The sequence below is a fragment of the Citrobacter sp. Cpo037 genome (genome assembly GCF_030332945.1).
Lineage (GTDB): Bacteria > Pseudomonadota > Gammaproteobacteria > Enterobacterales > Enterobacteriaceae > Citrobacter > Citrobacter portucalensis.
Window position 1 is genome coordinate 1 of record NZ_JAOWGW010000067.1, and the last position, 21,374, is coordinate 21,374.

Annotated in this window: 32 protein-coding genes and 1 pseudogene; 18 read left to right on the forward strand and 15 right to left on the reverse strand. The window is 49.7% G+C overall.

Going from position 1 to position 21,374, the window contains the following annotated elements; all coding sequences use genetic code 11:
- From OGX94_RS24990 to OGX94_RS15260, 6 genes and pseudogenes are all read right to left on the reverse strand, one after another.
- Positions 1-222 (reverse strand): hypothetical protein (locus OGX94_RS24990; RefSeq protein ID WP_502873445.1); only part of this gene is annotated, 222 nt, incomplete at its 3' end.
- Positions 223-420: 198 nt separating this feature from the next.
- The gene (locus tag OGX94_RS15240; protein WP_115601849.1) at positions 421-969 is read right to left on the reverse strand and encodes a lysozyme; all 549 of its coding nucleotides are present in this window, start codon (positions 967-969) and stop codon (positions 421-423) included.
- Positions 941-1,219 carry a phage holin gene (locus tag OGX94_RS15245; protein WP_016150433.1) on the reverse strand — a complete coding sequence of 93 codons (279 nt, stop codon included), beginning with the start codon at positions 1,217-1,219 and terminating at the stop codon, positions 941-943. The genes OGX94_RS15240 and OGX94_RS15245 overlap by 29 nt, the downstream gene beginning before the upstream one ends.
- 143 nt (positions 1,220-1,362) lie before the next feature.
- A complete protein-coding gene (locus OGX94_RS15250; protein ID WP_286569523.1) occupies positions 1,363-2,415 on the reverse strand; it encodes a DNA-methyltransferase in 1,053 nt (350 codons plus the stop codon).
- Positions 2,416-2,605: 190 nt separating this feature from the next.
- A complete protein-coding gene (locus OGX94_RS15255; RefSeq protein ID WP_213760566.1) occupies positions 2,606-2,938 on the reverse strand; it encodes a hypothetical protein in 333 nt (110 codons plus the stop codon).
- Positions 2,939-3,068: 130 nt separating this feature from the next.
- Positions 3,069-3,302: pseudogene (locus tag OGX94_RS15260) on the reverse strand (hypothetical protein); the annotation flags it as partial.
- A 609-nt stretch (positions 3,303-3,911) separates the two neighbouring features.
- On the opposite strand from OGX94_RS15260, the gene OGX94_RS15265 reads away from it, so the two are divergent.
- Both OGX94_RS15265 and OGX94_RS15270 read left to right on the forward strand, forming a co-directional pair.
- Positions 3,912-4,859: a hypothetical protein gene (locus tag OGX94_RS15265; RefSeq protein ID WP_125112475.1), complete on the forward strand. Its 948-nt coding sequence runs from the start codon at positions 3,912-3,914 to the stop codon at positions 4,857-4,859.
- Positions 4,860-4,877: 18 nt separating this feature from the next.
- Positions 4,878-5,327 carry a hypothetical protein gene (locus tag OGX94_RS15270; protein WP_125112476.1) on the forward strand — a complete coding sequence of 150 codons (450 nt, stop codon included), beginning with the start codon at positions 4,878-4,880 and terminating at the stop codon, positions 5,325-5,327.
- A gap of 38 nt (positions 5,328-5,365) precedes the next feature.
- Here the strand turns inward: OGX94_RS15270 and OGX94_RS15275 are convergent, their stop codons facing one another.
- The 9 genes from OGX94_RS15275 to OGX94_RS15315 form a co-directional block, all read right to left on the reverse strand.
- Positions 5,366-5,734 (reverse strand): antiterminator Q family protein, encoded by a 369-nt coding sequence (locus OGX94_RS15275; RefSeq protein WP_198579279.1) that lies wholly within the window; start codon positions 5,732-5,734, stop codon positions 5,366-5,368.
- Positions 5,735-5,748: 14 nt separating this feature from the next.
- Positions 5,749-6,744 (reverse strand): DUF968 domain-containing protein, encoded by a 996-nt coding sequence (locus tag OGX94_RS15280; protein WP_286569530.1) that lies wholly within the window; start codon positions 6,742-6,744, stop codon positions 5,749-5,751.
- A complete protein-coding gene (locus tag OGX94_RS15285; protein WP_286569532.1) occupies positions 6,741-7,427 on the reverse strand; it encodes a phage antirepressor KilAC domain-containing protein in 687 nt (228 codons plus the stop codon). The genes OGX94_RS15280 and OGX94_RS15285 overlap by 4 nt, the downstream gene beginning before the upstream one ends.
- A gap of 13 nt (positions 7,428-7,440) precedes the next feature.
- Positions 7,441-7,827, reverse strand: a complete 387-nt coding sequence (locus tag OGX94_RS15290; RefSeq protein ID WP_286569533.1) for a RusA family crossover junction endodeoxyribonuclease — start codon at positions 7,825-7,827, stop codon at positions 7,441-7,443.
- On the reverse strand, positions 7,824-9,143 hold the full coding sequence (locus tag OGX94_RS15295) for a phage N-6-adenine-methyltransferase (protein ID WP_286569535.1): 1,320 nt from the start codon (positions 9,141-9,143) through the stop codon (positions 7,824-7,826). The genes OGX94_RS15290 and OGX94_RS15295 overlap by 4 nt, the downstream gene beginning before the upstream one ends.
- Positions 9,140-9,997, reverse strand: a complete 858-nt coding sequence (locus OGX94_RS15300) for a conserved phage C-terminal domain-containing protein (protein ID WP_286569537.1) — start codon at positions 9,995-9,997, stop codon at positions 9,140-9,142. Before OGX94_RS15300 ends, OGX94_RS15295 begins: the two co-directional genes overlap by 4 nt.
- Positions 9,987-10,166: a DUF4222 domain-containing protein gene (locus OGX94_RS15305; RefSeq protein WP_072144012.1), complete on the reverse strand. Its 180-nt coding sequence runs from the start codon at positions 10,164-10,166 to the stop codon at positions 9,987-9,989. Before OGX94_RS15305 ends, OGX94_RS15300 begins: the two co-directional genes overlap by 11 nt.
- A 172-nt stretch (positions 10,167-10,338) precedes the next feature.
- Positions 10,339-10,890, reverse strand: a complete 552-nt coding sequence (locus tag OGX94_RS15310; RefSeq protein ID WP_286569540.1) for a YmfL family putative regulatory protein — start codon at positions 10,888-10,890, stop codon at positions 10,339-10,341.
- Positions 10,891-10,912: 22 nt separating this feature from the next.
- Positions 10,913-11,116, reverse strand: a complete 204-nt coding sequence (locus tag OGX94_RS15315; protein ID WP_000278289.1) for a Cro/CI family transcriptional regulator — start codon at positions 11,114-11,116, stop codon at positions 10,913-10,915.
- Between the two features lie 92 nt (positions 11,117-11,208).
- Between OGX94_RS15315 and OGX94_RS15320 the strand changes: the two genes are divergently transcribed.
- From OGX94_RS15320 to cmoB, 16 genes are all read left to right on the forward strand, one after another.
- On the forward strand, positions 11,209-11,868 hold the full coding sequence (locus OGX94_RS15320; protein ID WP_000845984.1) for a LexA family protein: 660 nt from the start codon (positions 11,209-11,211) through the stop codon (positions 11,866-11,868).
- Positions 11,869-12,215: 347 nt separating this feature from the next.
- Positions 12,216-12,587 carry a YfdP family phage-associated protein gene (locus tag OGX94_RS15325; protein ID WP_286569542.1) on the forward strand — a complete coding sequence of 124 codons (372 nt, stop codon included), beginning with the start codon at positions 12,216-12,218 and terminating at the stop codon, positions 12,585-12,587.
- A 56-nt stretch (positions 12,588-12,643) separates the two neighbouring features.
- A complete protein-coding gene (locus tag OGX94_RS15330; RefSeq protein ID WP_286569544.1) occupies positions 12,644-13,471 on the forward strand; it encodes a YfdQ family protein in 828 nt (275 codons plus the stop codon).
- A 128-nt stretch (positions 13,472-13,599) separates the two neighbouring features.
- Positions 13,600-14,139, forward strand: a complete 540-nt coding sequence (locus OGX94_RS15335; RefSeq protein WP_071696451.1) for a hypothetical protein — start codon at positions 13,600-13,602, stop codon at positions 14,137-14,139.
- Positions 14,127-14,303 carry a hypothetical protein gene (locus tag OGX94_RS15340; protein ID WP_001253786.1) on the forward strand — a complete coding sequence of 59 codons (177 nt, stop codon included), beginning with the start codon at positions 14,127-14,129 and terminating at the stop codon, positions 14,301-14,303. Before OGX94_RS15335 ends, OGX94_RS15340 begins: the two co-directional genes overlap by 13 nt.
- Positions 14,300-14,554, forward strand: a complete 255-nt coding sequence (locus tag OGX94_RS15345) for a hypothetical protein (protein ID WP_275262751.1) — start codon at positions 14,300-14,302, stop codon at positions 14,552-14,554. Before OGX94_RS15340 ends, OGX94_RS15345 begins: the two co-directional genes overlap by 4 nt.
- Positions 14,551-15,168, forward strand: a complete 618-nt coding sequence (locus OGX94_RS15350; protein ID WP_227409201.1) for an ead/Ea22-like family protein — start codon at positions 14,551-14,553, stop codon at positions 15,166-15,168. The genes OGX94_RS15345 and OGX94_RS15350 overlap by 4 nt, the downstream gene beginning before the upstream one ends.
- Position 15,169: 1 nt before the next feature.
- On the forward strand, positions 15,170-15,358 hold the full coding sequence (locus OGX94_RS15355) for a hypothetical protein (RefSeq protein ID WP_286569547.1): 189 nt from the start codon (positions 15,170-15,172) through the stop codon (positions 15,356-15,358).
- Between the two features lie 3 nt (positions 15,359-15,361).
- Positions 15,362-16,084 carry a hypothetical protein gene (locus tag OGX94_RS15360; RefSeq protein WP_286569549.1) on the forward strand — a complete coding sequence of 241 codons (723 nt, stop codon included), beginning with the start codon at positions 15,362-15,364 and terminating at the stop codon, positions 16,082-16,084.
- 1 nt (position 16,085) lies between these two features.
- A complete protein-coding gene (locus OGX94_RS15365; RefSeq protein ID WP_286569552.1) occupies positions 16,086-16,655 on the forward strand; it encodes a 3'-5' exonuclease in 570 nt (189 codons plus the stop codon).
- A gap of 40 nt (positions 16,656-16,695) precedes the next feature.
- Positions 16,696-16,932, forward strand: a complete 237-nt coding sequence (locus tag OGX94_RS15370; RefSeq protein ID WP_286569553.1) for an excisionase family protein — start codon at positions 16,696-16,698, stop codon at positions 16,930-16,932.
- Positions 16,933-16,990: 58 nt separating this feature from the next.
- A complete protein-coding gene (locus tag OGX94_RS15375; RefSeq protein ID WP_286569555.1) occupies positions 16,991-18,304 on the forward strand; it encodes a tyrosine-type recombinase/integrase in 1,314 nt (437 codons plus the stop codon).
- Positions 18,283-19,056: a DUF72 domain-containing protein gene (locus OGX94_RS15380; protein ID WP_185879268.1), complete on the forward strand. Its 774-nt coding sequence runs from the start codon at positions 18,283-18,285 to the stop codon at positions 19,054-19,056. The genes OGX94_RS15375 and OGX94_RS15380 overlap by 22 nt, the downstream gene beginning before the upstream one ends.
- A 52-nt stretch (positions 19,057-19,108) precedes the next feature.
- On the forward strand, positions 19,109-19,504 hold the full coding sequence (locus OGX94_RS15385; protein WP_003833847.1) for an MAPEG family protein: 396 nt from the start codon (positions 19,109-19,111) through the stop codon (positions 19,502-19,504).
- 40 nt (positions 19,505-19,544) lie between these two features.
- Positions 19,545-20,288 (forward strand): carboxy-S-adenosyl-L-methionine synthase CmoA, encoded by a 744-nt coding sequence (gene cmoA / locus OGX94_RS15390; protein ID WP_003034686.1) that lies wholly within the window; start codon positions 19,545-19,547, stop codon positions 20,286-20,288.
- Positions 20,285-21,253: a tRNA 5-methoxyuridine(34)/uridine 5-oxyacetic acid(34) synthase CmoB gene (cmoB, locus tag OGX94_RS15395; protein ID WP_125112494.1), complete on the forward strand. Its 969-nt coding sequence runs from the start codon at positions 20,285-20,287 to the stop codon at positions 21,251-21,253. The genes cmoA and cmoB overlap by 4 nt, the downstream gene beginning before the upstream one ends.
- Positions 21,254-21,374: the final 121 nt, after the last annotated feature.

Sequence of the window (21,374 nt, forward strand, 5' to 3'; positions counted from 1 at the left end):
CAGCATAATATCGAGCTTCTTCTGCAAGGCGTCCGAGCATGTCGGCGAGCACTGCGGCGTCGGCTCCGGCTGTTTTGCTTCTGACGGCAGTGGCAAGATCTGCGGTGTGCTTTGCGGCGTCCAGGCGAGTGGCAAGCTTTGTTGCTTCGGTACGCAGCTGGTTAACAGTGGCAGACAGGCCAGCAGCAGTGGCAGCGGATTTAGCGGCTTGTGCTTGTGCATCTTTTACAGCCTCATCACGGGCAATAATACGCCCTTGTTCAATCATGCGAGCGGCGGTCTGTGCGTTCGCTGTTTGCGATGATTCTACGCTGTCACGCTCGGCCCACTTCTTTTCCCAACCGCGGCTGCTCCATACACTACCCGCGAAGAATGCAACGGCCACCAGCAACAAAATAACAATGAACTGATAGCGCAGGCTCACTGGTCTATCCCCCAGCACGTCAACGCGCTTTCCTGGTCTCGCCGTTCAACCTGACCATAGCAACCGTTCTTCTGCCCTTTGGTCAGACGACAATCGCGACCACCGTCTTTTATCCACCAGCGGATCGCTTCACAGGCACCTTCACGGTCGCCAGCATTTATTCGCTTATAGAACGTAGATGGGAAACATTTTCCGGGACCGATGTTATATGGGCAGAAAGACGCGATCCCGGCTTTCTGTGGTTCGGTCAGTGGTACTTTGATATTTCGGTCAACCCACGCCAGTGCCTTATCACGCTCAATGGCGTTTACCTGATCGCATTTCTCAGCAGACAGCTTCATGCCCTGAACTACTGGCTTACCATCAACCATCGTGGCGCCACGGCAAATAGTCCAGATGCCGGAGCCATCCTTGTATGCGGTCAGACTGTTGCCTTCTTTCTCATCCAGAAACTGATCGAGAATCACGGGCGCGGAAGCCCCCGCAAGAATTAAACCAACGACCGCTGCACTCAGTTTATTCTTCAGCTTTGGTGGCATAGCCATTGCGCCGATCCTCCCGTTCTTTCCAGCGGAAATACCAGTTCACTGCACAGGTGATAACGGTGCATGCGATACCGACAATAATTGCCCAGTCGCTCAGGCTTAACCCTGCAATTCTGTCGGCCAACATCCAGGACACCTCTTTTGCTGTTTTAGCTGTTTCGGCATATGCCTTCGCTGATACACCGCAGCCGGCAAGCGTGGTTCCTGATCCATATGAAAGTCTGCTGTAAATGGTGCTCATTCTGGTCATAGCCTCACCTCCGATTTTTCGGATGGCGCTGTGTGTGATTGGAGGGGATCAGGCAACCGGGCTCTTTTGTTCAACTAAAAGTAAGGATGATTCCCGGTGCCTGAAAATGGTGATCACCACAGCAACAGGGAGCGTGATGATCGTTATGTTTTGTTGAGTTTTTCCACCTCTTCGGTGGTCTGAATAAACCTGTCGGTTTCCAGTTCTACGCCGATCGCCCGACGACCAAGTTCTATTGCAGCTTTCACAGTTGAACCAGAGCCCATAAAGAAATCGGCAACGATATCCCCCGGTCTGCTGCTGGCGCTAATGATCTGCTTCAGCATGTCGGCAGGTTTTTCGCATGGATGTTTGCCTGGATAAAACTGAACAGGCTTATGCGTCCATACGTCGGTATACGGAACAAAAGCGGAAACAGAGAAGCAGCGCCGGAGGGTTTTGTATTCCTCCAGCAATTCTGAATACTTGCGGTTTAATGACTGATAGGTGGCTACCAGCTGGTGGTGAGGATGTTCAAGCTTCTGCTGAATGTGCTTATCGATAGCGATCCGTGTGAACAGTTCCTGCAATATTCTATAGTCCACTTCATTTGGTAGTTGCCATTGGCTTGCACCAAACCAGTGTGACGTCATGTTTTTCTTTCCGGTTGCCTCAGCTATTTCTTTCGCGCTGACTCCCAGTGATTCACGGGCATTACGGAAGTAATCAATCAGCGGCGTCATAATGTGCTGCTTTAGCTCTGTGCTTTTCCTTTCGTAAACATCCTCTTTACCTGTGTACGGCCCAAGATAGTGCTCAGCAAACAAAATCCGTTCCGTAGATGGAAAGTACGCACGCAGGCTTTCTTTGTTACATCCATTCCAGCGGCCCGATGGTTTTGCCCAAATGATGTGATTCAAAACTTTGAACCGGGTACGCATCATAATCTCTATGTCTGAGGCCAGTCGGTGACCGCAAAACAGGTAGATGCTGCCAGCAGGTTTAAGAACGCGAGCATACTCAGCCAGGCAGCTATCAAGCCAGCGTAAGTAGTCCTCGTCCCCCTTCCATTGGTTGTCCCAGCCGTTAGGCTTCACTTTGAAGTACGGAGGATCCGTAACAATCAGATCAATAGAGTTATCCGGGAGGGTGGCGACGTAATGCAGGCTATCAGCGTTGATTAACTCAACCCTGTTTATTTTTACAGTATTTTTCATAGATCAGTAAGCGTAACTCTGATAGGCTCACGTTGCTTTTGCGCTAAAGCAGTGGGCCTTGGTTAGCTTGTGACCTGAAAGCATGAGCTGATGGCTGACTGGGTGCGCTAACACCCACCAGCCGCCCATTTCCACAGCAGAAAGCCGCCAAACCATTTATAGCGGCGCGATTAGGATCAGTAAGCGGGAATTAATTGTCTACTCTCCAGACAGCTTCATCCACTTCAATGTGAATACTTCCATCTCTAACTTCATATTCAAGTATCCCAGAGTCTTCGTGGGTATCGTTCATATCTGAGCAACCAGCAAAAAAATCAATCCCAACCTCATACTCAAAAAAACCATCTCCAATACCGATAACTTCAAATGAGCCATCAATAACGGAGTATCGGGCATCACCGCCATAACCGGCTAGAAAATAGTCATTGAAAAGATGGGAGTGTGTCTCCAATAAGTCTTTAACCGCACCCAGGTTAGTTGGGTCAACATCATTTAAAGCAATTTCATAATTTTCAACACTCATTTTTCACCTCTATCAAGTTGATAAGGTAAAAAATCTTAATAGCTAAAGAGTTATGTCAAAAACTATTTTTAAGCCAGAAATAAGAAAAAACTAAACTGTTGATGCAGTTCACATAGTGCAAAAAAACATATCACTGGAAACGCTTATAACATCCGAACTGGTAGTCAGATAATCCCGCCATCACCAATTGCGTAAGTATGAGTTGGCAACGTTCGCGGCTGAGGTGGGTATTCTGTGCAATCTCCCCAACCGTTGCTGGTTTATCGCTTAACTCATTGAAAACAGCCTTCGCGGTTTCTGTCATATCTTGCTGATTTAGCATGCCTTTTACCCTTAAACAATTAGAGTGACATACAGATAACTCTGGTTGGCTTCACCAGCAAGAGAAGAATTCCATTCTGCGACCACCAGCGCCTTTACGCGCCGCGCATGTCTGATTTGTCATAAAAAAACCACCCGAAGGTGGTCTTATATTGAATGTTGTGATCATGAACCACTGCACTCAAACGCAGGAACTAATGATCTTTCTTGGTAGTTTCTGCACGATGGGCAATATGGTTGCACTATAACTCTGCCATCCCCCATATCCCTCTCGCCAAACTCCTCAATAAGATAGAAAACGTGATGCCCGGAAATCTGCGAACATCTTGGACAAGATTTGAACGTATTACCTAGGCTATCGGTGGAATACTGCGACTCATCAAGCCTACCACCACAAGAACACACTCCCAACATAGAACCTCCTTAGATAGAAAATTCATAGTCAAGGAAAAGAAGATAAGTTTCAGAGAGATAAGTCGCACAATCAAGCATCGTTAAAACAAAACTCAGAAGCTGAATTTGATGATTAAGCAATGTGACCAAGTAACCACTCTTAACACGTTACATCACTTTTTGCGGACCGCGCTAATGATCTTCTCAATTATTTATAGTATTTTTCGTCCGTTTATCAGAAATTCTCATCGGATTGATAATGACTACAGAAGATAAGAAGAAAACTCGTCGCGTAAGAGTTGGCTTTTTCACTGGAAATGGAAGTAAAAAAGACGGTCTGTCTACAGCGAAACTTGCATTCGAGCAAATGACAAACACGACTCCGATTACATTCCCTTTAGTGGTGACAGCAGAAACCCAAAACCGCGGTTTAAAACTTGTCATTCTTGAAAAGGATGATAAGCAGCAGAGTTATTTTGGGTATGTCTCGTGGAGGCGTGATTGTCTCTTACCTTTTATCGAGGATGGCACCACAGGAAGCGAGCGAACGATACCGCTTAGCGATAAAGATTCAGTAGTAGAACGGACATATTTTATTTACTACTTTGAAACAGATTTACTAGCAATGACTCTCAACCATTTAGGCCCCAAAGTGAATGATTTATCTTTCATTTTGTACAACAAGACACAAATGAAAAATGTTACATTCGAGGCTATCTGGAAGCACGAGAGCATGAAGGAACTTCTTGAAGATGGGAACATCCTTCGCAGTTTTGACCTCACTGTCGCAGCGCCAAGAAATTTCAATAAAGCTAATTATCAGATTAAGAATGACCTTACTAATGACATCATTGATATGGTGGTTGGTATGGGCGGTTCACACCTGAGACTTAACATGCGCGGTCGCATTCGTCCCAAAAGAGCAGGCTTCAACTATCTTAAATCATCAGTTACTGATGCTATTAAAGAACTGCTTGAACTATTCCCCAAAGGCTCTGGCGGGCTAAACATCAAGAAAATTGATGTAACAGAACCATCAGATACAGCGCCAAAAAGCCTACTTGATCAAGTGCTCATAGGCTCGAAAACTATAGTAGTAAAAAGCGGCTATCCTTCTGATTCTGATATCAGGACGGCGATGATATCTGCTAAAATTGATAATGCAAATTACCTTGCACAGTATGAGCTTGCAAAAAAAAACCAGTAACGCAAAAGGGAGGACAAAATGAGAGAATTTCTAACTCTTTTTTGGAAAGTGGTCCTCTTAGTTCTGATTACTTATGCAGCGACAAAACTGTTTAAGCCTATGAAACATGCTGATGTGTTAACTACAGCAGGTGTGCTTTCGACAATTTCAGGAATTCTTTTTGGGTTTGTTCTCGCCGCTATATCTATATTCAGTAGCGCAGATAGTGACAAAGATGGGGCCATTAACGCCCTCAAAAGGAATAATATATTACCAACATTGATAAATCGCTTGCTATCAACAGGGTTGACGCTGATTTTGGCCTGCTTGTTTCCACTGATCGCTATGTTCTTACCAGAGGATGTTAAGGTCTTTGCTCAACCAATTGATTTTTTATTTCTCCTGTTAGGATTGTCTTCGCTGCTCCTTTCACTTTGCACATTTGGTAGGTGTTGGTTAGTGCTGCGTAGAATTTTCCCTCACTTGTAACATTAGGCCCCTACACGGGGCATAATGTTAACAATTAGTTATTCATCCATATCAAGCCTTACATCCAACATTGAAAGGCAGCCATCAATAAACCCCTCAGCCATCTGTATCTCGATCCGTATCAATTTCTCATCTTTTTTACGCACTTTTGCGATCTTCCTCTTGGATATTCCATACAGATAGTGAGCTACAAGCAGTGAATGCTCATATGGTTTCCGGCTTTTCAATCGCGCCAGGCAACCTTCGATGATCAGCGCATCATCGTCAGTACATGACGGTCGGGATCTACCTGTTTGCGGCAACAGCCCCTTAAATCCTGCAGCTATAGGAGAATAGTCCACGCCAGAACTATCACTGGCAGCCCACCCGCCCCATCTTTCAAGTAACATTTGAATATCACGCATCACTTTTCTCCATACACTTAAGCTTTCGCAATTACACCGATCGCCAGCGCCCGATCCATAAAACGCAGTAGCAGCTCAAGCTGCGTACCATGCTTCTGCTCGAATGCCGGTACATCGGCGTGTAACTCGTCGTGGCACTCTCTGCACAGAGGGATCACGAAGAGGTCATGGGCTTTTGTTGCTGTACCACCCATACCGTGCCCTACGATATGGTGCGGATCATCTGCTGGCCGTCGGCAACACTCACAGGGTTGTGTTTTTACCCAGCGGGTGTAAGTCTCATTTATCCAGCGGCGTCGCTTTGGCCTGAGCATGAAAGATTCCGGAGACTCCGGATCAACAGAGAGCGTGATGATCTTCTTCGCCTTCTCCTGCACGAGGCTGGTTGCAGAAACGGAAGGTACAATATCGCTTTCCCTCATGACCGAGCGGATCTTCTCATCCGGAAGGCGTAGCCCCTTGTGCGCAACGCTTTCCGGAATAACATCAGCCAGGTCGTTTCTGACCATCCACCAGCACAGTTCCGGAAGCGTCAGGATATGCGACTCGGGAAAACCAGAATCACGCCGAATGACTTCCAGAATCCAGGATACCAGGTTTCCTGCCGCTATACCTGCAAGCTGTTCGGTATGTTGCCCCGACAAAGTGTGATCGCAATGCCAGCACAGGTGAATACTTCCTGGTGGGTGCCGCATTATTGTGAAGTTCTTATCGTGCCACGATGAATGTGGCCACTGGCATTCAAACCGGGTACTCAACCATTGCTCAAGGGAAGTAAGCCCACCGGCACGCTGAATAACCCGATCATTCTCGAAGACCTGCCGCATTACCGGATCATCAGCCAGCGGCTGAATGGCGGCGGGAACAGCTCCTGTACTGAATGACGCCATTTCTTCTGGTTCAGGCTCAAGCAGAACGCGACCGCGCATAAAGAGGTGCATCAGTTCCGCGCCGGGACGAAACAACACAATCCCCATGCGATGGGCGACTTCAGGAGTTAACAAAGCCCTCACGCCGCCTGCCCCCCTGCAATATGTTCAGCCCACAAACCACCAATCCAGCGTACTCCCTTGGCAGTGAAACGCGTCTGGCTGAATGCGTGATTGGATGAGCTCGATGTTCCCGTCTTAACTTCAAATCTTCCCGCGGAAATGTGCTGCGCCATGGGGGTAAGTGTGCCGCCGAGGCGATACAGGATATTGCGTTCAATAAGGAACAGACGAAACTCAGTTTCTTTTGCGTTAAGCAATTTGGCTACCTGCCGGAATGACATGGAGCCTTTTGCAGAGCAATAACGATCAACAAACTCCACTTTTGGCGCCGCGGCTGCCAGCTGGAACGTGAGTTGCTCTTTCTGCTCGGCTAAATCAGCAGCCAGACGAAGCGCTTCCGGCAATGAGCGGGGGACATTGACACTCTGCCCTTCTTCCAGTTCCTGCCAGCGATCGACGACCGCGGCGGTAAATTCAGGTGATAATCTGGCAACAATCACCAGAGAGTCGCGTTTGTTAAAACGATACTCCTGGTACACATTACCGTTATGCTCAAAATCGAACTGCGCCAACGGCGCGGTTAAAATTCCCGCAGCAACAAGACGCTCAGCTGAGCGTTTCACGTCACTGTGTTTACTCTGAACCAGATCCGCAATATCACGGCTGGACATTGTTACTACACCATTCACGATTAACTGGCTCATACTTTTCTCCATATCAGGCGGCTGCACCCGCCGGTCCATATCTGCTGATCGTTATCTCTACCCGACCTTTCGGCACTACGGGTCCCCATTCCACCAGCATGCGCTTAATCTGGCTGTCGTCTTCCCAGACACCCGCATGCGTCAGCGCGTCAAACAAGGCTTTGTTGTAATTATCGATATCCCGGCGGCGCGCATCCGGCGGGTACAGAGTGATTTCTACCGCTGCCAGTTCAGTCGATGGCTTCGGGAGACGTCGTAATTGCTCAATGATCGCCACGCAGGCAGCGCTTTGGTATTTACGGCCATCAGCGCTAATGAGGTGACGACCGGCCAGCGGCCCCTTGTTAGGGGCGCGCCAGTAAGTGTTCACGCTCGGAGGAAAAGGCAGGATCAGTTTCACGCGGCCTCTCCCCGCATATTGCGAACAAGTTCAGAAGCTGCAGTAATGATTTCGCTGGTGGCCGTTCGTTCCAGCCAGAGTTGATTGATATTGGCTTTCAGCTTGTTCTGCTGTGATTCATCCAGCATGCCAGCGCCATCCACCTGATCGAATACAATTCCAACCTCCAGCGGCCAGATATGGGACTCGGGATGCGGATCGGCTACTGGTTTAGCTTTCTCACGGATGTGCATGCGGATCTGGCGAATATTGGACCACCTGGAAACATCCAGGCTTCCCATAGCTGCAATGAAATCAGTACTGTTCATGCCATATTCACCAGATGCTTCAAGGGCAACAGTACGAATACGTTCCGACATATCCAGGCGCGCAGCAGCGTCATCGAATTCAATCGACAACAGCCACTCATCCACACCGAACAAAATACTCTCACGAATAAGCAGCTTCGCTTTGTCGATCGTTAATGGTGATACCTGAGTGAATTCCGGTGCTTCGACAGAATCCGCCGCCCAGGTATGCCCAAACTTCGATTCACTAAATGTGTATTCTTCTTTATCGCCGAACGCAGCTCTAACGCATGCCCACGCCTCGACACCGCTGATATCAAAAATATCTTTCTGGGTAAGTGGCAACTCTGCTTCTGGCTTGTCAGCTACAGATGGTGTGGCAGTTGCAGGTTGAAACTTGCTGGCAGCAAATTGCGCCAAAGTCATAAACGCCCGCCCTTTTGCCTCCAGTTCTGTACGGTTGATATAGCTGAACCGCTCACCACGCCATGACTTATCGAATACAGCTATGGCACCGGCAAAAAACGCGCTGGTGGGCTTCTGTTTTTCGTCAGCCGGTACAAACCACACAGGCAGATCGAACCCAATGCGCCCGCGAATGAATACAATGTGATCGGCATCTTCCGGCCACCACGTTTCACTAGGCGCGGCTTTTATCAGGAATACATAGCGACCGCCCTTCTCGCGCTGGGCTGCTGCGTACTTCATGATGTGCGTCATACCAGTGACCGCCTGTTTCTCGTGGTACTGCGAACGGCTATACGGTGGGTTGCCATAGCCAGCGCCACCCAGTTCTGCCAGACGTTCAGACCAGTCCTGCGTCAGCGCGTTATCTTCGGCGGTGTACCATGCCGGGCATTTCGCGTTGTCGTCGTCAGCAAACAAGTCCAGAACTAATGGACCAAATAGCGCGTTGATCCCCCAAAAAAGCAGATCCGGTGTTCGCCACTGATCGCCAACTTCTTTCAATTCGTGGGCTGGTTGGCTACGTAGTGCCACTAGCGCCTGGCAATATTTGTTTAACGTCATCCTCTGAACCCCTCTGGAATCGTTGTATCAACCGGACCAAAAGCCATCACATCGCGCTTTTTCGCACCCCAGTCAGCGCGTTTAGGCCGTCCCTTCTGCTCCCAGCGGGTAGCGCTTTGCAGATAGCTCTCGAATTTCTTCGGGCCGAACAGCGTTTCCGGGCGCATGTACTGGTACTGCTCGTCGTTCTCGTGCCAGTGCTCATGCTTCAGGTCGATAACCAATTGCAGGTCTGCAACGCTGTATCCCTCACGCAGTCGGGCACGAATGTTCTCCAGGGATGTTTTTGATTTCTGATACCGGGATCCGCTGATCTGGTTCAAATGAGACAAAACCAAAATCGCCTGGTCAGTAATCACGACTTCAGGGTCTGGTTGCGCTGCAACCGGACAAGAGGGTTTTGAAGTTACTTGTGGATCTTGTTTTGATTTTACTGACGGATCCCCGCCAGATTCTGACGGGTCAAAACCGCCTTTTTTGCCAGATTTCGACTGGTCAGTTTTTGAGGCGTCAAAATTTGATGCGTCAGATTTTGACGTGTCGGAATCTGACAGTTGAGAAAATGCGGCAGCCTGAAGTTTCGCCACATTCAGGCGGTACACGTTCGAAGCATTACGGTTACCATTACGGCGCTGTGTACGCGTGAGCCAGCCATCTTTTTCAAGCTTAGCGATTGCCGTTCTGATAGTGCTCGGCCCTGCGCCAAGCTGGCGAGCAATAGTTTCAATGGACGGCCAGCACACACCTTCATCGCTGCTGAAATCAGCAAGGCGAGCCATGATCGCGACACTAGACAACTTCATGCCCGACGCCGCGCAACCATCCCATACGTAGCCGGTTAATTTAGTGCTCATGATCGTCCGTTATCTCCCTGAACTTTTGCCTGAAATGCTCAAGTGGGCTGAAGCATTCGTGCGGGTAGCCATCACGCAGATAGATAACGCGCTGTGTTTCTGGCTCCCAGCGGATAACACGGACTGGCACTCCGCGGTTGTCTTTGAACCTTCGGTTAAGTTCGCGCACAGGCGTTTTGCCCTCCGGTTATAGACCCCCACAATTGAAACCGCCCTACTGTGGTTACACGGAACCCAGCGGTTTGATAATCTGCGTTCATACCGAAACAACGGAGTACCCGAAACCGGGATCATCCTGAGTTGCGGCAGACGGTCAAAAGCCGTTAAACTGCTCATGCGGATTATTTCTCCATACTCGAAGAGTTGTTCGCCAAGGCGCCCGGAGCTGCACACTCGCGGGCGTCACTCTTTTCAGCGACACAAAAAACTCGATAAAGAAGCGTTACGTGCTCCTGGAACTTCGCGATAACCTGATAGCTGTTTTCCTCAATCTGAGCACGCTCATCTGCGTCAATTACCCCATCAGCCGTGGCTTTACGTACAAAATTCGAATGACGGCCTATCCATTCGATGGACTCCATCAGGCGCTGATTTATATCGGCGTTATCCAGATCATCAACATCTGCCAGTGGTACAAATACGCCCTGAGAATGGCGCGCAACGGCATCAGCGATATGAGTTGAACCACCAGCACGTTGTAAAACCATTGCCCAGCCCAGTGGGAAGATCTGGTCGCCGTCAACACGAAGGCGGTTAAACAATGCGTTCTCTGTCACGCCCAACCATTCCGCCGCCTTGGCATAACCACCAGGTAGATCGGTGATCGTTTTTTTTATCGCCGCCACCAGCCAGGCTGGCTGACGTTCGACTTTCCAAATAGGTTCGTTACCCACGGCTTACTCCTTTTTCCTGTGGTTACTGGTTAGCAGATACGCCTGTAACCTTGTGATATAGGGATGCGTCATACTTAAGTTTCCCATTAGTAATTCTCTCTATTACGAAGGCTTGCTTCTCAGGGATGACCTTTCCCCAACGACATACGGCAGGGTGTGAGATATTCAAAGCAACAGCGGTTTTAGAGATACCGCCAAAATGCTTTACGACTTCGGACTTATACATAGTTCCTCCGGTGTGATGAATGAACTAAAGGTAACAAAAGGTACATTAAATAGCAAACAACAGTTACAAGCAAAGGGTGTAACATTGGTTACATGAAAACAGAGATGAAAGACCGCATCAGATCCAGACGAATCCAGCTGGATATAACCCAATTAGCACTGGCTAAAAAGCTTGGTGTAAGCCGTGTATCGGTTACAAAATGGGAAAACGGCACGACAAAGCCTGATGGTGAGAACCTTCACCAGTTGGCTCAGGCTCTATCAACAACACCAGAGTGGATACTCTATGGAAGCGGTGATGAGGCCATTGACGACACGCGCGTCGTGCCTTTTTTGAAACCCCCTGTAGCTGTACCGATCATATCGGCAGTTCAAGCCGGTTTATGGACGGATAGCTATGCCTGCTCAAGACTTACAGACGTGATTTCCTGGACTCAAACAACTGCAAATGTATCGGATGAAGCGTTTGGGTTAGTAGTCCGCGGTGAGTCGATGACTAACCCGCAAGGACTTCCATCTATACCTGAAGGTTCTATTGTTATAGTCGAGCCCCATTATGGGCAGCTTGATGATCTATATGGGAAAATAGTCGTTGCTATATTGGATGGGACATCAGAAGCAACGGTTAAAAAATTAGTTTGGGATAGCCCCTACTCATACCTAATGCCACTGAATCCGTTATTTAAGCCAATCCAAATTGATGGTAACTGTCGCATTGTCGGAAAAGTTGTACAAATCACTCAAAACATTTAATCCCTTCAAAATTAAGAGCCGAGCATAGCCTCGGCTTTTTTACATTCCCCAAGGTAACATAAAGTACATTACTCGCTTGACCACGAAGGTAACTAAAGGTACATTTAAATCATCAAACGTAATCATTGGTACGTTTGGTGAAGATAACAAATGCCTTGTATCACTATTCTGGCGGCCCAGTGTTTTCCCTTTTGTCTGGTTACCGCCAGCCTTTTTCAAGGCACAACATGCAAGCGCACTTCTTCACTTATCAGTTATGGGTGACAGGTATGAAACAGACAAAGTGCGCTTGCAGTTGAGTATGGAGAAAGTTCGGCGGTTGCAGCCGCCTTAACGAGGGTAAAACCATGAGTAATGACCACATGACCGTAGTGCCTGATTTTCTTGGCGAACTGGATGCCGGCGTGTTCATGAACAAAATCGCGGCAGCACTTAATACCACCGCGCTTGGCGTTCTGAACAACGGCAACAAAGGCAAAGTAGTCCTCACATTTGATTTTGAGCGCATGGGTAATTCCGTTGAAGAGAAGCGCGTCAAGATCAAGCACAAGCTGAACTACAGCACCCCAACACCGCGTGGTAAAGCCTCAGAAGAGGACACAACCGAAACCCCGATGTGGGTCAACAAAGGCGGGAAGCTAACCATCCTGCAGGAAGATCAGGGTCAGCTGTTCGGGATCACTGGCGCGGTGGATGGAAAGCTTAAAGCGGCTCAGTGATCCGCAACAACAAACTCACTGATACCACTTTGATCATCAGTTAATAAGGAATTTTTATGTCTCAGTTAGACAGCGGTACCTTCAAGCAGGTCAAAGACCTGGTTCTTTCAGGTTATCACCTGAATGATATTCATGGCCTGGCTTGCCCGACCGCATTACTGCCAGAGGGTACTGGCATTGAAAGCCTCGAGCGCTTTTCTCTGGAGCGTTTCCGCTTTCGTGGCGCAATGACCACAACCAGTATTGACGACTTCGCACGTTATTCTAAAGGCTATGCCAGCGACAGTGAGCCAGCTCGTTGCTTCATTGACGCTGACAACATGACCGCCCGTTCAGTGTTCAACATCGGCACCCTGGATAATCCCGGTCACGCCGATAACGTTGCTTCAATCACCCTGAAGAAAACCGCCCCGTTCCGTGCGCTACTGCAGATCGACGGTCAACGTCTGAAGCAAAAGCAAATCGCCGAATGGCTGGAAGACTGGAGCGATTACCTTCTGGCGTTTGATGCTGATGGCAATACGATGCAGATTTCCCAGGCGGCTCAGGCTGTGCGTCGTATCACTATTCAGCAAGCAACCCAGCAGGACCATGAAACTGGTGATTTCGCTGGTAAAAAATCGCTGATGCAAAGCGTTGAAGCAAGCAGCAAAGGCGTAATGCCTGTGGCATTCGAGTTCAAATGTGTGCCGTATGAAGGTCTGGGCGAACGCCGCTTTAGCTTGCGTAACAGCCTGCTGACCAGCGATGAACCCTGCTTTGTTCTGCGCATTGTCCAACTTGAAGCTCAGGAAGAAGAGATCGCCAACGAATTCCGCGATTTGCTGATCAGCAAGTTCGAAGGTGAATCAGTGGAAACTTTCATCGGTAACTTTAAAGCCTAATTGCTCTGCATTAAATCCCCGGCGCCGCGGGGATTTATTGAAGCGTAATTCCATTAATTATCGCCACCCGGCGAGGGATTCGTGCAACCAAAATCTGCGCGGTGCAGCGTGCCAATATGGAGAAAACCATGAGCTACATTCAGACATTATCCGGTAAAAAATTTAACTACCTGACCGCCACAATCGACGATATCGATGTTGAGGATATCGCGACGGCTCTTTCCAACATCTGTCGATTCGCTGGGCATCTGCCAGAGTTCTACAGCGTGGCCCAGCACTCTGTGCTTGTAAGCCAGATAGTGCCGCCAGAGTTCGCATTTGAAGCGCTGATGCACGACGCTGCGGAGGCATATTGCCAGGATATTCCTGCCCCGCTCAAAGCCCTGCTACCTGACTACCAACGCATGGAAACTTATGTTGATGGTCTTATCCGCTTTAAATTCGGTATCTCACTTGAACAAGCTGCTGTCGTGAAATATGCCGATCTAACCATGTTAGCTACCGAGCGCCGTGATCTGGAAATCGATGACGGTTCGAAGTGGGAAATTCTCGAAGGTATTCCCTGCTCTGATCTCGTTCAGGTTATCCCTCTCCGTCCTGGTCAAGCCTATGGCCTGTTCATGAATCGCTTTAACGAACTGGTGGAGCTGCGCCAATGCGCCGCATGAAGGTAAAAGAACTCGTTGCGGAGGCTTTTGCCTCCGTTGCTGAACTGCCACCAAAGCATGCACCGCTTATGCGCGAAGTCGCCACCAGACTGGACGCTACGTTCGCAGCATTAAAAGAGTCTCTGGTGCAACTGGAACAGGAACGTAAAGGTAAAACGCCATGACCGTATTTGAATATCTCCAGGCTCATCCGAATACCACCAGCGGTGAAATCGCCAAAGGCATGAATAAAAAGACACCCGCGGTCGCTGGCGCATTATCGCAACTCTATGGTACAGGCCGGATCGTGAAGTCTGGTGTTCGTAAGGGTATTCCAACATACCGTGTTAACGATATGCCGTTTGGATGCAGTAACAGCCTAACCATGTTGTTTAATCAGCTATTGAATAGCGCAAGACAGGGAGCAGCCCAATGACAGCACTCAACAAACAGGCGCTGCGTGAAGCGGTTAATGCCGCAAACATAGCTTCATGGGGTAAGTGGGAATCGTATAAGCCACATAAAGGCGCGAGAGGATATGAAGTAAAAGTTGGTGCAAAAGCAGTGGCTCAACACTGCCTTAAAGTTGATTCGGCATTCATCGCCGCAGCTAACCCTGCCACGGTGCTGGCGCTGCTGGATGAGCTGGAAGCCAAAGACAAGAGTATCGGCTTCCTGAAAGACCAGTTAGCTCAGCTGGCAAACTTCAACCCTGACTGGGACAGGCTAGAGGCAGCAACTGACAGCCTTCGTGAGCACATGGCTAAACTTTCCGCCGCAGAGAAGCGCATAGCAGAACTGGAGAGCAACGAAATTCGAGAGGACGGAAACCAGTTTCTCGTTGTTCGTCACCCTGGGAAAACTCCAGTCATCAAGCACTGCTCTGGTGACCTTGAAGAGTTTCTGCGGAACCTAATCGAACAAGATCCGCTAGTAACCATCGACATCATTACGCACCGCTACTACGGGGTTGGCGGTCAATGGGTTCAGGATGCTGACGAGTACCTGCATATGATGGCCGCCGCTGGCATTGGCGTGAAGGGGGAGTGAGATGACTGACAAATCTCCTTTAGAGCGCTTGAAGTCTGCAAACAAAGATAATCAGAGAATGGTCATGGTGAGCGTCGGAACACTCAAAGCCGCACGCAGTGAAATTCTTGCCCATGTCGCCGTAAACGGGAAAGGCCTGATGACAGATATCGTTCTCAATCAAATTAACGCAGTTATCGGTAAGGACTGACTCATGACAACTAACAACCACCCGGCGAACGGTCCTGTATCACTCGATCGCCTGCACCAGATAAGCGAAATACTCAGCAAAGCATCAGCACAAAGCGACGGCGGTAATCTCGGCTACGCAATGGCTGATGCTGTGAAGGTGATTGCTGGGGTTATTGCGGCGTTTGGTGCTGAGCCTGTGGCTGATGTTGTGGCCTGGTCATCGCCGAACGGGGAAAGAACCTGCGATATCCGATTGCGTCGTCACGATATTGCGCCGGGCCCGCTATACACCACCCCGCCAGCGCCGGAAGTGCCAGAACCAGCTACGGTAGAAACAACATACCCTGACGTGCAGACAAACTGGGAGGACGCAAAAATATACGCGGATGGATGGAACGCCTGCCGCGCCGCCATGCTTCAGGCTGGCAACTCTCCGGTGATTGGCTTTGACCTAGCATCTGAACCTGATCGCTCGGTCGAGGTTCACTATCTTGCACCTCCAGGCTACGTGATGGTTCCGAAGAAGCTAACCGCCGAGAGCGGCGCAAAGGGTGTACTGTCCGGTGAGTTTTCAGAAACGAAATTTATAAACTGCCCAGAGTGTTTTGGTGATGATGAATGCGAAACATGCGACGGCAGCGGTCAAATTGAGATAACAGTGCCAGTCAGTTGGACGAACATCAAGGCCATTTGGGCTAAAGGTGTCGAGCATTGCGAAGCAGCACCTCAGCAGGAGAATGTATAACGTGAACAATTTAATGATCGACCTCGAATCCATGGGCAAAAAACCGAATGCCCCTATCGTCTCCATTGGTGCCGTGTTTTTCGATCCGCAAAGCGGTGAACTGGGTCAGGAGTTTTACAGCGCCGTTAACCTTGAAAGCGCTATGGAGCAGGGAGCGGTGCCAGATGGTGACACTATTCTGTGGTGGTTAAGACAAAGCTCAGAAGCACGATCAGCAATCTGTGTTGATGATGCGATGCCGATATCATCTGCCCTATCTGAACTGAGCCATTTCATTAATCGGCATTCTGATAACCCAAAATATTTAAAAGTTTGGGGCAATGGAGCTACTTTCGACAACGTTATATTGCGCGGCGCATATGAGCGCGCAGGCCAGGTTTGCCCGAGGCAATTTTGGAATGATCACGACGTCAGAACCATCGTCACATTAGGCAGAGTTGTAGGTTTCGATCCTAAGCGTGATATGCCATTTGATGGGGTTGCACATAACGCACTGGCTGATGCCCGCCACCAGGCGAAATATGTTTCAGCGATTTGGCAGAAACTAATCCCAACCACCAGCAACAGCTAAAGTTTTCCCCGGGTGCAGCCGGGAAAATGGAGAAATAATTATGAGCAATATTTTCCAGTTAGCTCCCAACGATTGGGTTTGTGAAAGCGTTCTGATCGCGGTTACCGGGGTCAAACCCGGAACCATCCTCCGTGCCAGAAAAGAGTGCTGGATGGTTGGGAGGGAATATATCCACGTCTCGCCTGACGGGAATCCAAAACCGTCCAGTGAGTGCATGTATAACAGAAAGGCTGTAGATGCCTGGGTCGCTTCAATGAAATGCAAGCAGCCAGGGTGATTTGATGCCATGAAAAAGGTAAGCTCGTATCGCTCTTGGGCGTCTGGAGGTAACACCAATGGATAAAGTCACATATCCAACAGGCGTCGAAAACCACGGTGGCACTTTACGCATCTGGTTTAATTTTAAATGTAAGCGTGTCAGGGAAAGTCTCGGTGTCCCTGACACCGCTAAGAACAGGAAGATAGCCGGGGAACTGCGGACATCAGTATGTTTTGCCATCCGCACAGGAACCTTTGATTATGCAACCCAGTTTCCTGACTCCCCTAACCTCAAGGCTTTTGGTGTAAGTAAAAAAGACATTACAGTGAAAGAACTTGAAGAAAAATGGCTGGATCTGAAACGGATGGAAATCTGCGCGAACGCATTCAATCGCTATGAGTCTGTCGCAAGGAATATGGTGCCGAGGATCGGAGGTAATCGCCTGGTGTCAGCAGTAACCAAAGAGGAATTGCTGTATCTCAGGAAAGATTTGCTAACTGGTTACCAGAATCCGACGAAAAACAAAGTCCCGGCAAAAGGGCGAAGCGTTGTTACCGTGAACTATTACATGACGACAATGGCCGGAATGTTTCAGTTTGCTGCGGATCACGGTTACTTAGAGGTGAACCCATTCGAGGGAATTAAGCCTCTGAAAAAAGCCAGGGCAGAACCAGATCCTCTTTCTCGTGATGAATTTATTCGCCTGATAGATGCATGCCGGCATCAGCAGACGAAAAACCTGTGGTCATTAGCAGTGTACACAGGAATGCGTCACGGGGAACTGGTCTCCCTGGCCTGGGAAGATATCGACCTGAAGGCGGGAACAATTACCGTCAGGCGTAATTATACGAAACTTGGTGAGTTCACTCTACCGAAAACAGAGGCAAGCACAGATCGAGTGGTGCATCTTATCCAGCCCGCAATCAGTATCCTGAAAAATCAGGCTGAAATGACAAGACTGGGCAGGCAACATCACATTGAAGTTCAGTTACGTGAGTATGGACGTTCGGTGAACCATGAGTGTACATTCGTCTTTAACCCGCATGTGGTCAGACGCAGTAAGCAGGTCGGATTTATCTACCGAGTCGATTCAGTAGGCGACTCCTGGGAAGCGGCACTAAAGCGCGCGGGGATCAGACACAGAAAGGCGTACCAGTCACGACATACCTATGCGTGCTGGTCATTATCTGCTGGTGCAAACCCGAGTTTTATTGCCAGTCAAATGGGGCATGCGAGCGCGCAGATGGTGTTCAATGTTTACGGTGCATGGATGGCTGACAGCAGCGCAGAGCAGATCGCAATGCTGAATCAGAAGCTGGCAGATTTTGCCCCATTGATGCCCCATAGCCACGAGAGCAGTACGGGAGGATTATTAAAATCAGTAAGTTAACCCCTAACGCCCGTCATGTTAACTGCGTGGAGGGCAATACCACGCTGTATGCGCTGCCTAAAGCCGATATTGTTGCCCGCTGGCAGGCACAGACCACCGATGCGTTTCGATTTTGTTTTAAGTTTCCGGCGACCATCTCGCACCAGGCCGCGCTGCGTAATTGTGATGACCTGGTACAGGAATTTTTTACGCGTATGTCGCCGCTGGAATCGCGCATTGGACAATACTGGCTGCAATTACCCGCGACCTTTAGCCCACGCGACCTGCCTGCCCTGTGGCAGTTTCTCGATGCGCTCCCGAACCCCTTTACCTACGGTGTGGAAGTTCGCCATCCAGACTTCTTTGCCAAAGGCGAAGCCGAACAGCTATTTAATCGCGGTTTACACGAGCGTGGAGTAAACCGGGTGATTCTGGACAGCCGCCCGGTGCATGCCGCAATCCCACATACTGAAGCAATACGTGACGCTCAGCGCAAAAAACCGAAGGTTCCGGTGCATGTTGTGGTGACGGCAAACCATCCGATGGTACGCTTTATCGGTAGCGATGATATGGCACAAAACAGCGCCCTTTTTGCCGTCTGGCTGACCAAGCTGCCGCTATGGCAACGCAACACGACGCCGTATCTGTTTTTGCATACGCCGGACATCGCGCAAGCCCCGGAGCTTGTTGATACGCTATGGGCAGATTTACACAGTGCTCTGCCAGAGATCGGATCAGCCCCCTCTATTCCACAGCAATCTTCTCTTTTCTGAAAATGCCACCTATCATAGTCAATGCCAGCAGCCATTTAAAAAGGGAGTTTGTATGGTAAGCGCGCTTTATGCCGTATTGGGTGCGTTATTGTTAATAAAGTTCTCCTTTGACGTCGTTCGCCTGCGCATGCAATACCGCGTTGCCTATGGCGATGGAGGTTTTAGCGAGCTGCAAAGCGCTATCCGCATTCACGGTAATGCAGTGGAATATATTCCCGTCGCATTAGTGCTGCTGTTATTTATGGAAATGAACGGCGCAGAGACGTGGATGGTGCATATTTGCGGGCTGATGTTGATTGCCGGACGTCTGATGCATTATTACGGATTCCACCACCGACTATTCCGCTGGCGCCGTTCGGGCATGAGCGCAACCTGGTGTTCGCTGTTGCTAATGGTGCTGGCGAATCTTTGGTATATGCCCTGGGAGTTGGTTTTCTCCCTGCATTAGCGCACAATACGCCACTTTATTTTTCCCGGATTTTTACGTTATGTCTCACCGCGACACGCTTTTTTCTGCGCCTATCGCCAGTCTGGGTGACTGGACCTTTGATGAACGGGTAGCTGAAGTCTTCCCGGATATGATCCAGCGTTCCGTTCCTGGCTATTCCAATATCATATCTATGATTGGCATGCTGGCCGAACGTTTCGTACAACCCAACACGCAGGTCTACGATCTGGGCTGTTCTCTGGGCGCGGCGACGCTCTCGGTGCGTCGCAATATTCATCACGAGAATTGCAAAATTATTGCCGTCGATAACTCCCCGGCGATGGTTGAGCGCTGCCGTCGTCATATTGATGCCTATAAGGCACCGACCCCGGTTGAGGTTGTCGAAGGCGATATTCGCAACATTACTATCGAAAACGCCTCGATGGTGGTGCTGAATTTTACCCTGCAATTCCTTGAGCCACCTGAGCGCCAGGCATTGTTGGATAAGATTTATCAAGGGTTGAATCCCGGCGGCGCGCTGGTGCTGTCTGAAAAATTCAGTTTCGAAGACGCTAACGTTGGCGAGTTGCTGTTCAACATGCACCACGACTTTAAACGGGCCAATGGCTACAGCGAACTGGAAATTAGCCAGAAACGCAGCATGCTGGAAAACGTGATGCTGACCGACTCGGTAGAAACGCACAAAGCGCGACTGCATCAGGCCGGCTTTGAGCACAGCGAATTGTGGTTCCAGTGCTTCAACTTTGGCTCTCTGGTGGCGTTGAAAGCTGAGGTTAGCGCATGATCGATTTTGGTAACTTTTATCAGTTGATTGCCAAAAATCATCTGTCCCATTGGCTGGAAACGCTTCCGGCGCAAATCGCTGCCTGGCAGCGCGATCAGCACGGTCTTTTTAAGCAATGGTCAAACGCCGTCGAGTTTCTGCCCGAGCTGATGCCGCATCGTCTGGACTTACTACACAGCGTTACCGCAGAAAGTAAAGAACCGCTCAGCGAAGGCCAGCTTAAACGCATCGACACCCTGATGCGGAACCTGATGCCATGGCGTAAAGGACCGTACTCGCTGTACGGCGTCAACATCGATACCGAATGGCGTTCCGACTGGAAATGGGATCGTGTCCTGCCGCACTTGTCTGATCTCACCGGGCGGACCATTCTTGACGTCGGCTGCGGTAGTGGCTATCACATGTGGCGCATGATTGGCGCGGGGGCGCATCTGGCGGTTGGCATCGATCCTACGCAACTGTTCCTGTGCCAGTTTGAGGCGGTGCGTAAACTGCTGGGCAATGACCAGCGTGCTCACCTGCTGCCGCTGGGTATTGAGCAACTTCCAGCGCTCAACGCCTTTGACACTGTGTTCTCCATGGGCGTGCTTTATCACCGCCGCTCGCCGCTGGAACACCTGTGGCAGTTAAAAGATCAGTTGGTTAAAGATGGCGAACTGGTGCTGGAAACGCTGGTCGTCGAAGGTGATGAAAATACCGTACTGGTGCCGGGCGATCGCTACGCGCAGATGCGTAACGTCTACTTTATTCCGTCTGCGCTGGCGCTAAAAAACTGGCTGGAAAAATGTGGTTTTGTTGATGTGCGCATCGCCGATGTCTGCGTCACCACCACCGAAGAGCAGCGCCGCACTGAGTGGATGGTAACCGAGTCACTGGCCGACTTCCTCGACCCGAACGACCACAGCAAAACGGTAGAAGGTTACCCCGCCCCGCTGCGTGCGGTCTTGATTGCGCGTAAGCCGTGATGGATTGCCCGGTGACGCTACGCGTACCGGGCCTACAACTCCCGTAGGCCTGATAAGGCATCGCCGCCATCAGTCATAAAAGGATAAAAAAAGGCCCCTGTTGAAATTGCAGGGGCCTGGT

Bases quoted from the DNA above. Each gene is read 5' to 3' on its own strand.
- OGX94_RS15360 (WP_286569549.1), top strand. From the start codon at position 15,362: ATGACAACTAACAACCACCCGGCGAACGGTCCTGTATCACTCGATCGC.
- OGX94_RS15285 (WP_286569532.1), bottom strand. From the start codon at position 7,427: ATGAGCCAGTTAATCGTGAATGGTGTAGTAACAATGTCCAGCCGTGAT.
- OGX94_RS15240 (WP_115601849.1), bottom strand. From the start codon at position 969: ATGGCTATGCCACCAAAGCTGAAGAATAAACTGAGTGCAGCGGTCGTT.
- cmoB (WP_125112494.1), top strand. From the start codon at position 20,285: ATGATCGATTTTGGTAACTTTTATCAGTTGATTGCCAAAAATCATCTG.
- OGX94_RS15330 (WP_286569544.1), top strand. From the start codon at position 12,644: ATGTCTCAGTTAGACAGCGGTACCTTCAAGCAGGTCAAAGACCTGGTT.
- OGX94_RS15265 (WP_125112475.1), top strand. From the start codon at position 3,912: ATGACTACAGAAGATAAGAAGAAAACTCGTCGCGTAAGAGTTGGCTTT.
- OGX94_RS15325 (WP_286569542.1), top strand. From the start codon at position 12,216: ATGAGTAATGACCACATGACCGTAGTGCCTGATTTTCTTGGCGAACTG.
- OGX94_RS15295 (WP_286569535.1), bottom strand. From the start codon at position 9,143: ATGACGTTAAACAAATATTGCCAGGCGCTAGTGGCACTACGTAGCCAA.
- OGX94_RS15340 (WP_001253786.1), top strand. From the start codon at position 14,127: ATGCGCCGCATGAAGGTAAAAGAACTCGTTGCGGAGGCTTTTGCCTCC.
- OGX94_RS15315 (WP_000278289.1), bottom strand. From the start codon at position 11,116: ATGTATAAGTCCGAAGTCGTAAAGCATTTTGGCGGTATCTCTAAAACC.
- OGX94_RS15255 (WP_213760566.1), bottom strand. From the start codon at position 2,938: ATGAGTGTTGAAAATTATGAAATTGCTTTAAATGATGTTGACCCAACT.
- OGX94_RS15350 (WP_227409201.1), top strand. From the start codon at position 14,551: ATGACAGCACTCAACAAACAGGCGCTGCGTGAAGCGGTTAATGCCGCA.
- OGX94_RS15270 (WP_125112476.1), top strand. From the start codon at position 4,878: ATGAGAGAATTTCTAACTCTTTTTTGGAAAGTGGTCCTCTTAGTTCTG.
- OGX94_RS15375 (WP_286569555.1), top strand. From the start codon at position 16,991: ATGGATAAAGTCACATATCCAACAGGCGTCGAAAACCACGGTGGCACT.
- OGX94_RS15245 (WP_016150433.1), bottom strand. From the start codon at position 1,219: ATGACCAGAATGAGCACCATTTACAGCAGACTTTCATATGGATCAGGA.
- OGX94_RS15335 (WP_071696451.1), top strand. From the start codon at position 13,600: ATGAGCTACATTCAGACATTATCCGGTAAAAAATTTAACTACCTGACC.
- OGX94_RS15250 (WP_286569523.1), bottom strand. From the start codon at position 2,415: ATGAAAAATACTGTAAAAATAAACAGGGTTGAGTTAATCAACGCTGAT.
- OGX94_RS15385 (WP_003833847.1), top strand. From the start codon at position 19,109: ATGGTAAGCGCGCTTTATGCCGTATTGGGTGCGTTATTGTTAATAAAG.
- OGX94_RS15345 (WP_275262751.1), top strand. From the start codon at position 14,300: ATGACCGTATTTGAATATCTCCAGGCTCATCCGAATACCACCAGCGGT.
- OGX94_RS15370 (WP_286569553.1), top strand. From the start codon at position 16,696: ATGAGCAATATTTTCCAGTTAGCTCCCAACGATTGGGTTTGTGAAAGC.
- OGX94_RS15355 (WP_286569547.1), top strand. From the start codon at position 15,170: ATGACTGACAAATCTCCTTTAGAGCGCTTGAAGTCTGCAAACAAAGAT.
- cmoA (WP_003034686.1), top strand. From the start codon at position 19,545: ATGTCTCACCGCGACACGCTTTTTTCTGCGCCTATCGCCAGTCTGGGT.
- OGX94_RS15300 (WP_286569537.1), bottom strand. From the start codon at position 9,997: ATGAGCACTAAATTAACCGGCTACGTATGGGATGGTTGCGCGGCGTCG.
- OGX94_RS15320 (WP_000845984.1), top strand. From the start codon at position 11,209: ATGAAAACAGAGATGAAAGACCGCATCAGATCCAGACGAATCCAGCTG.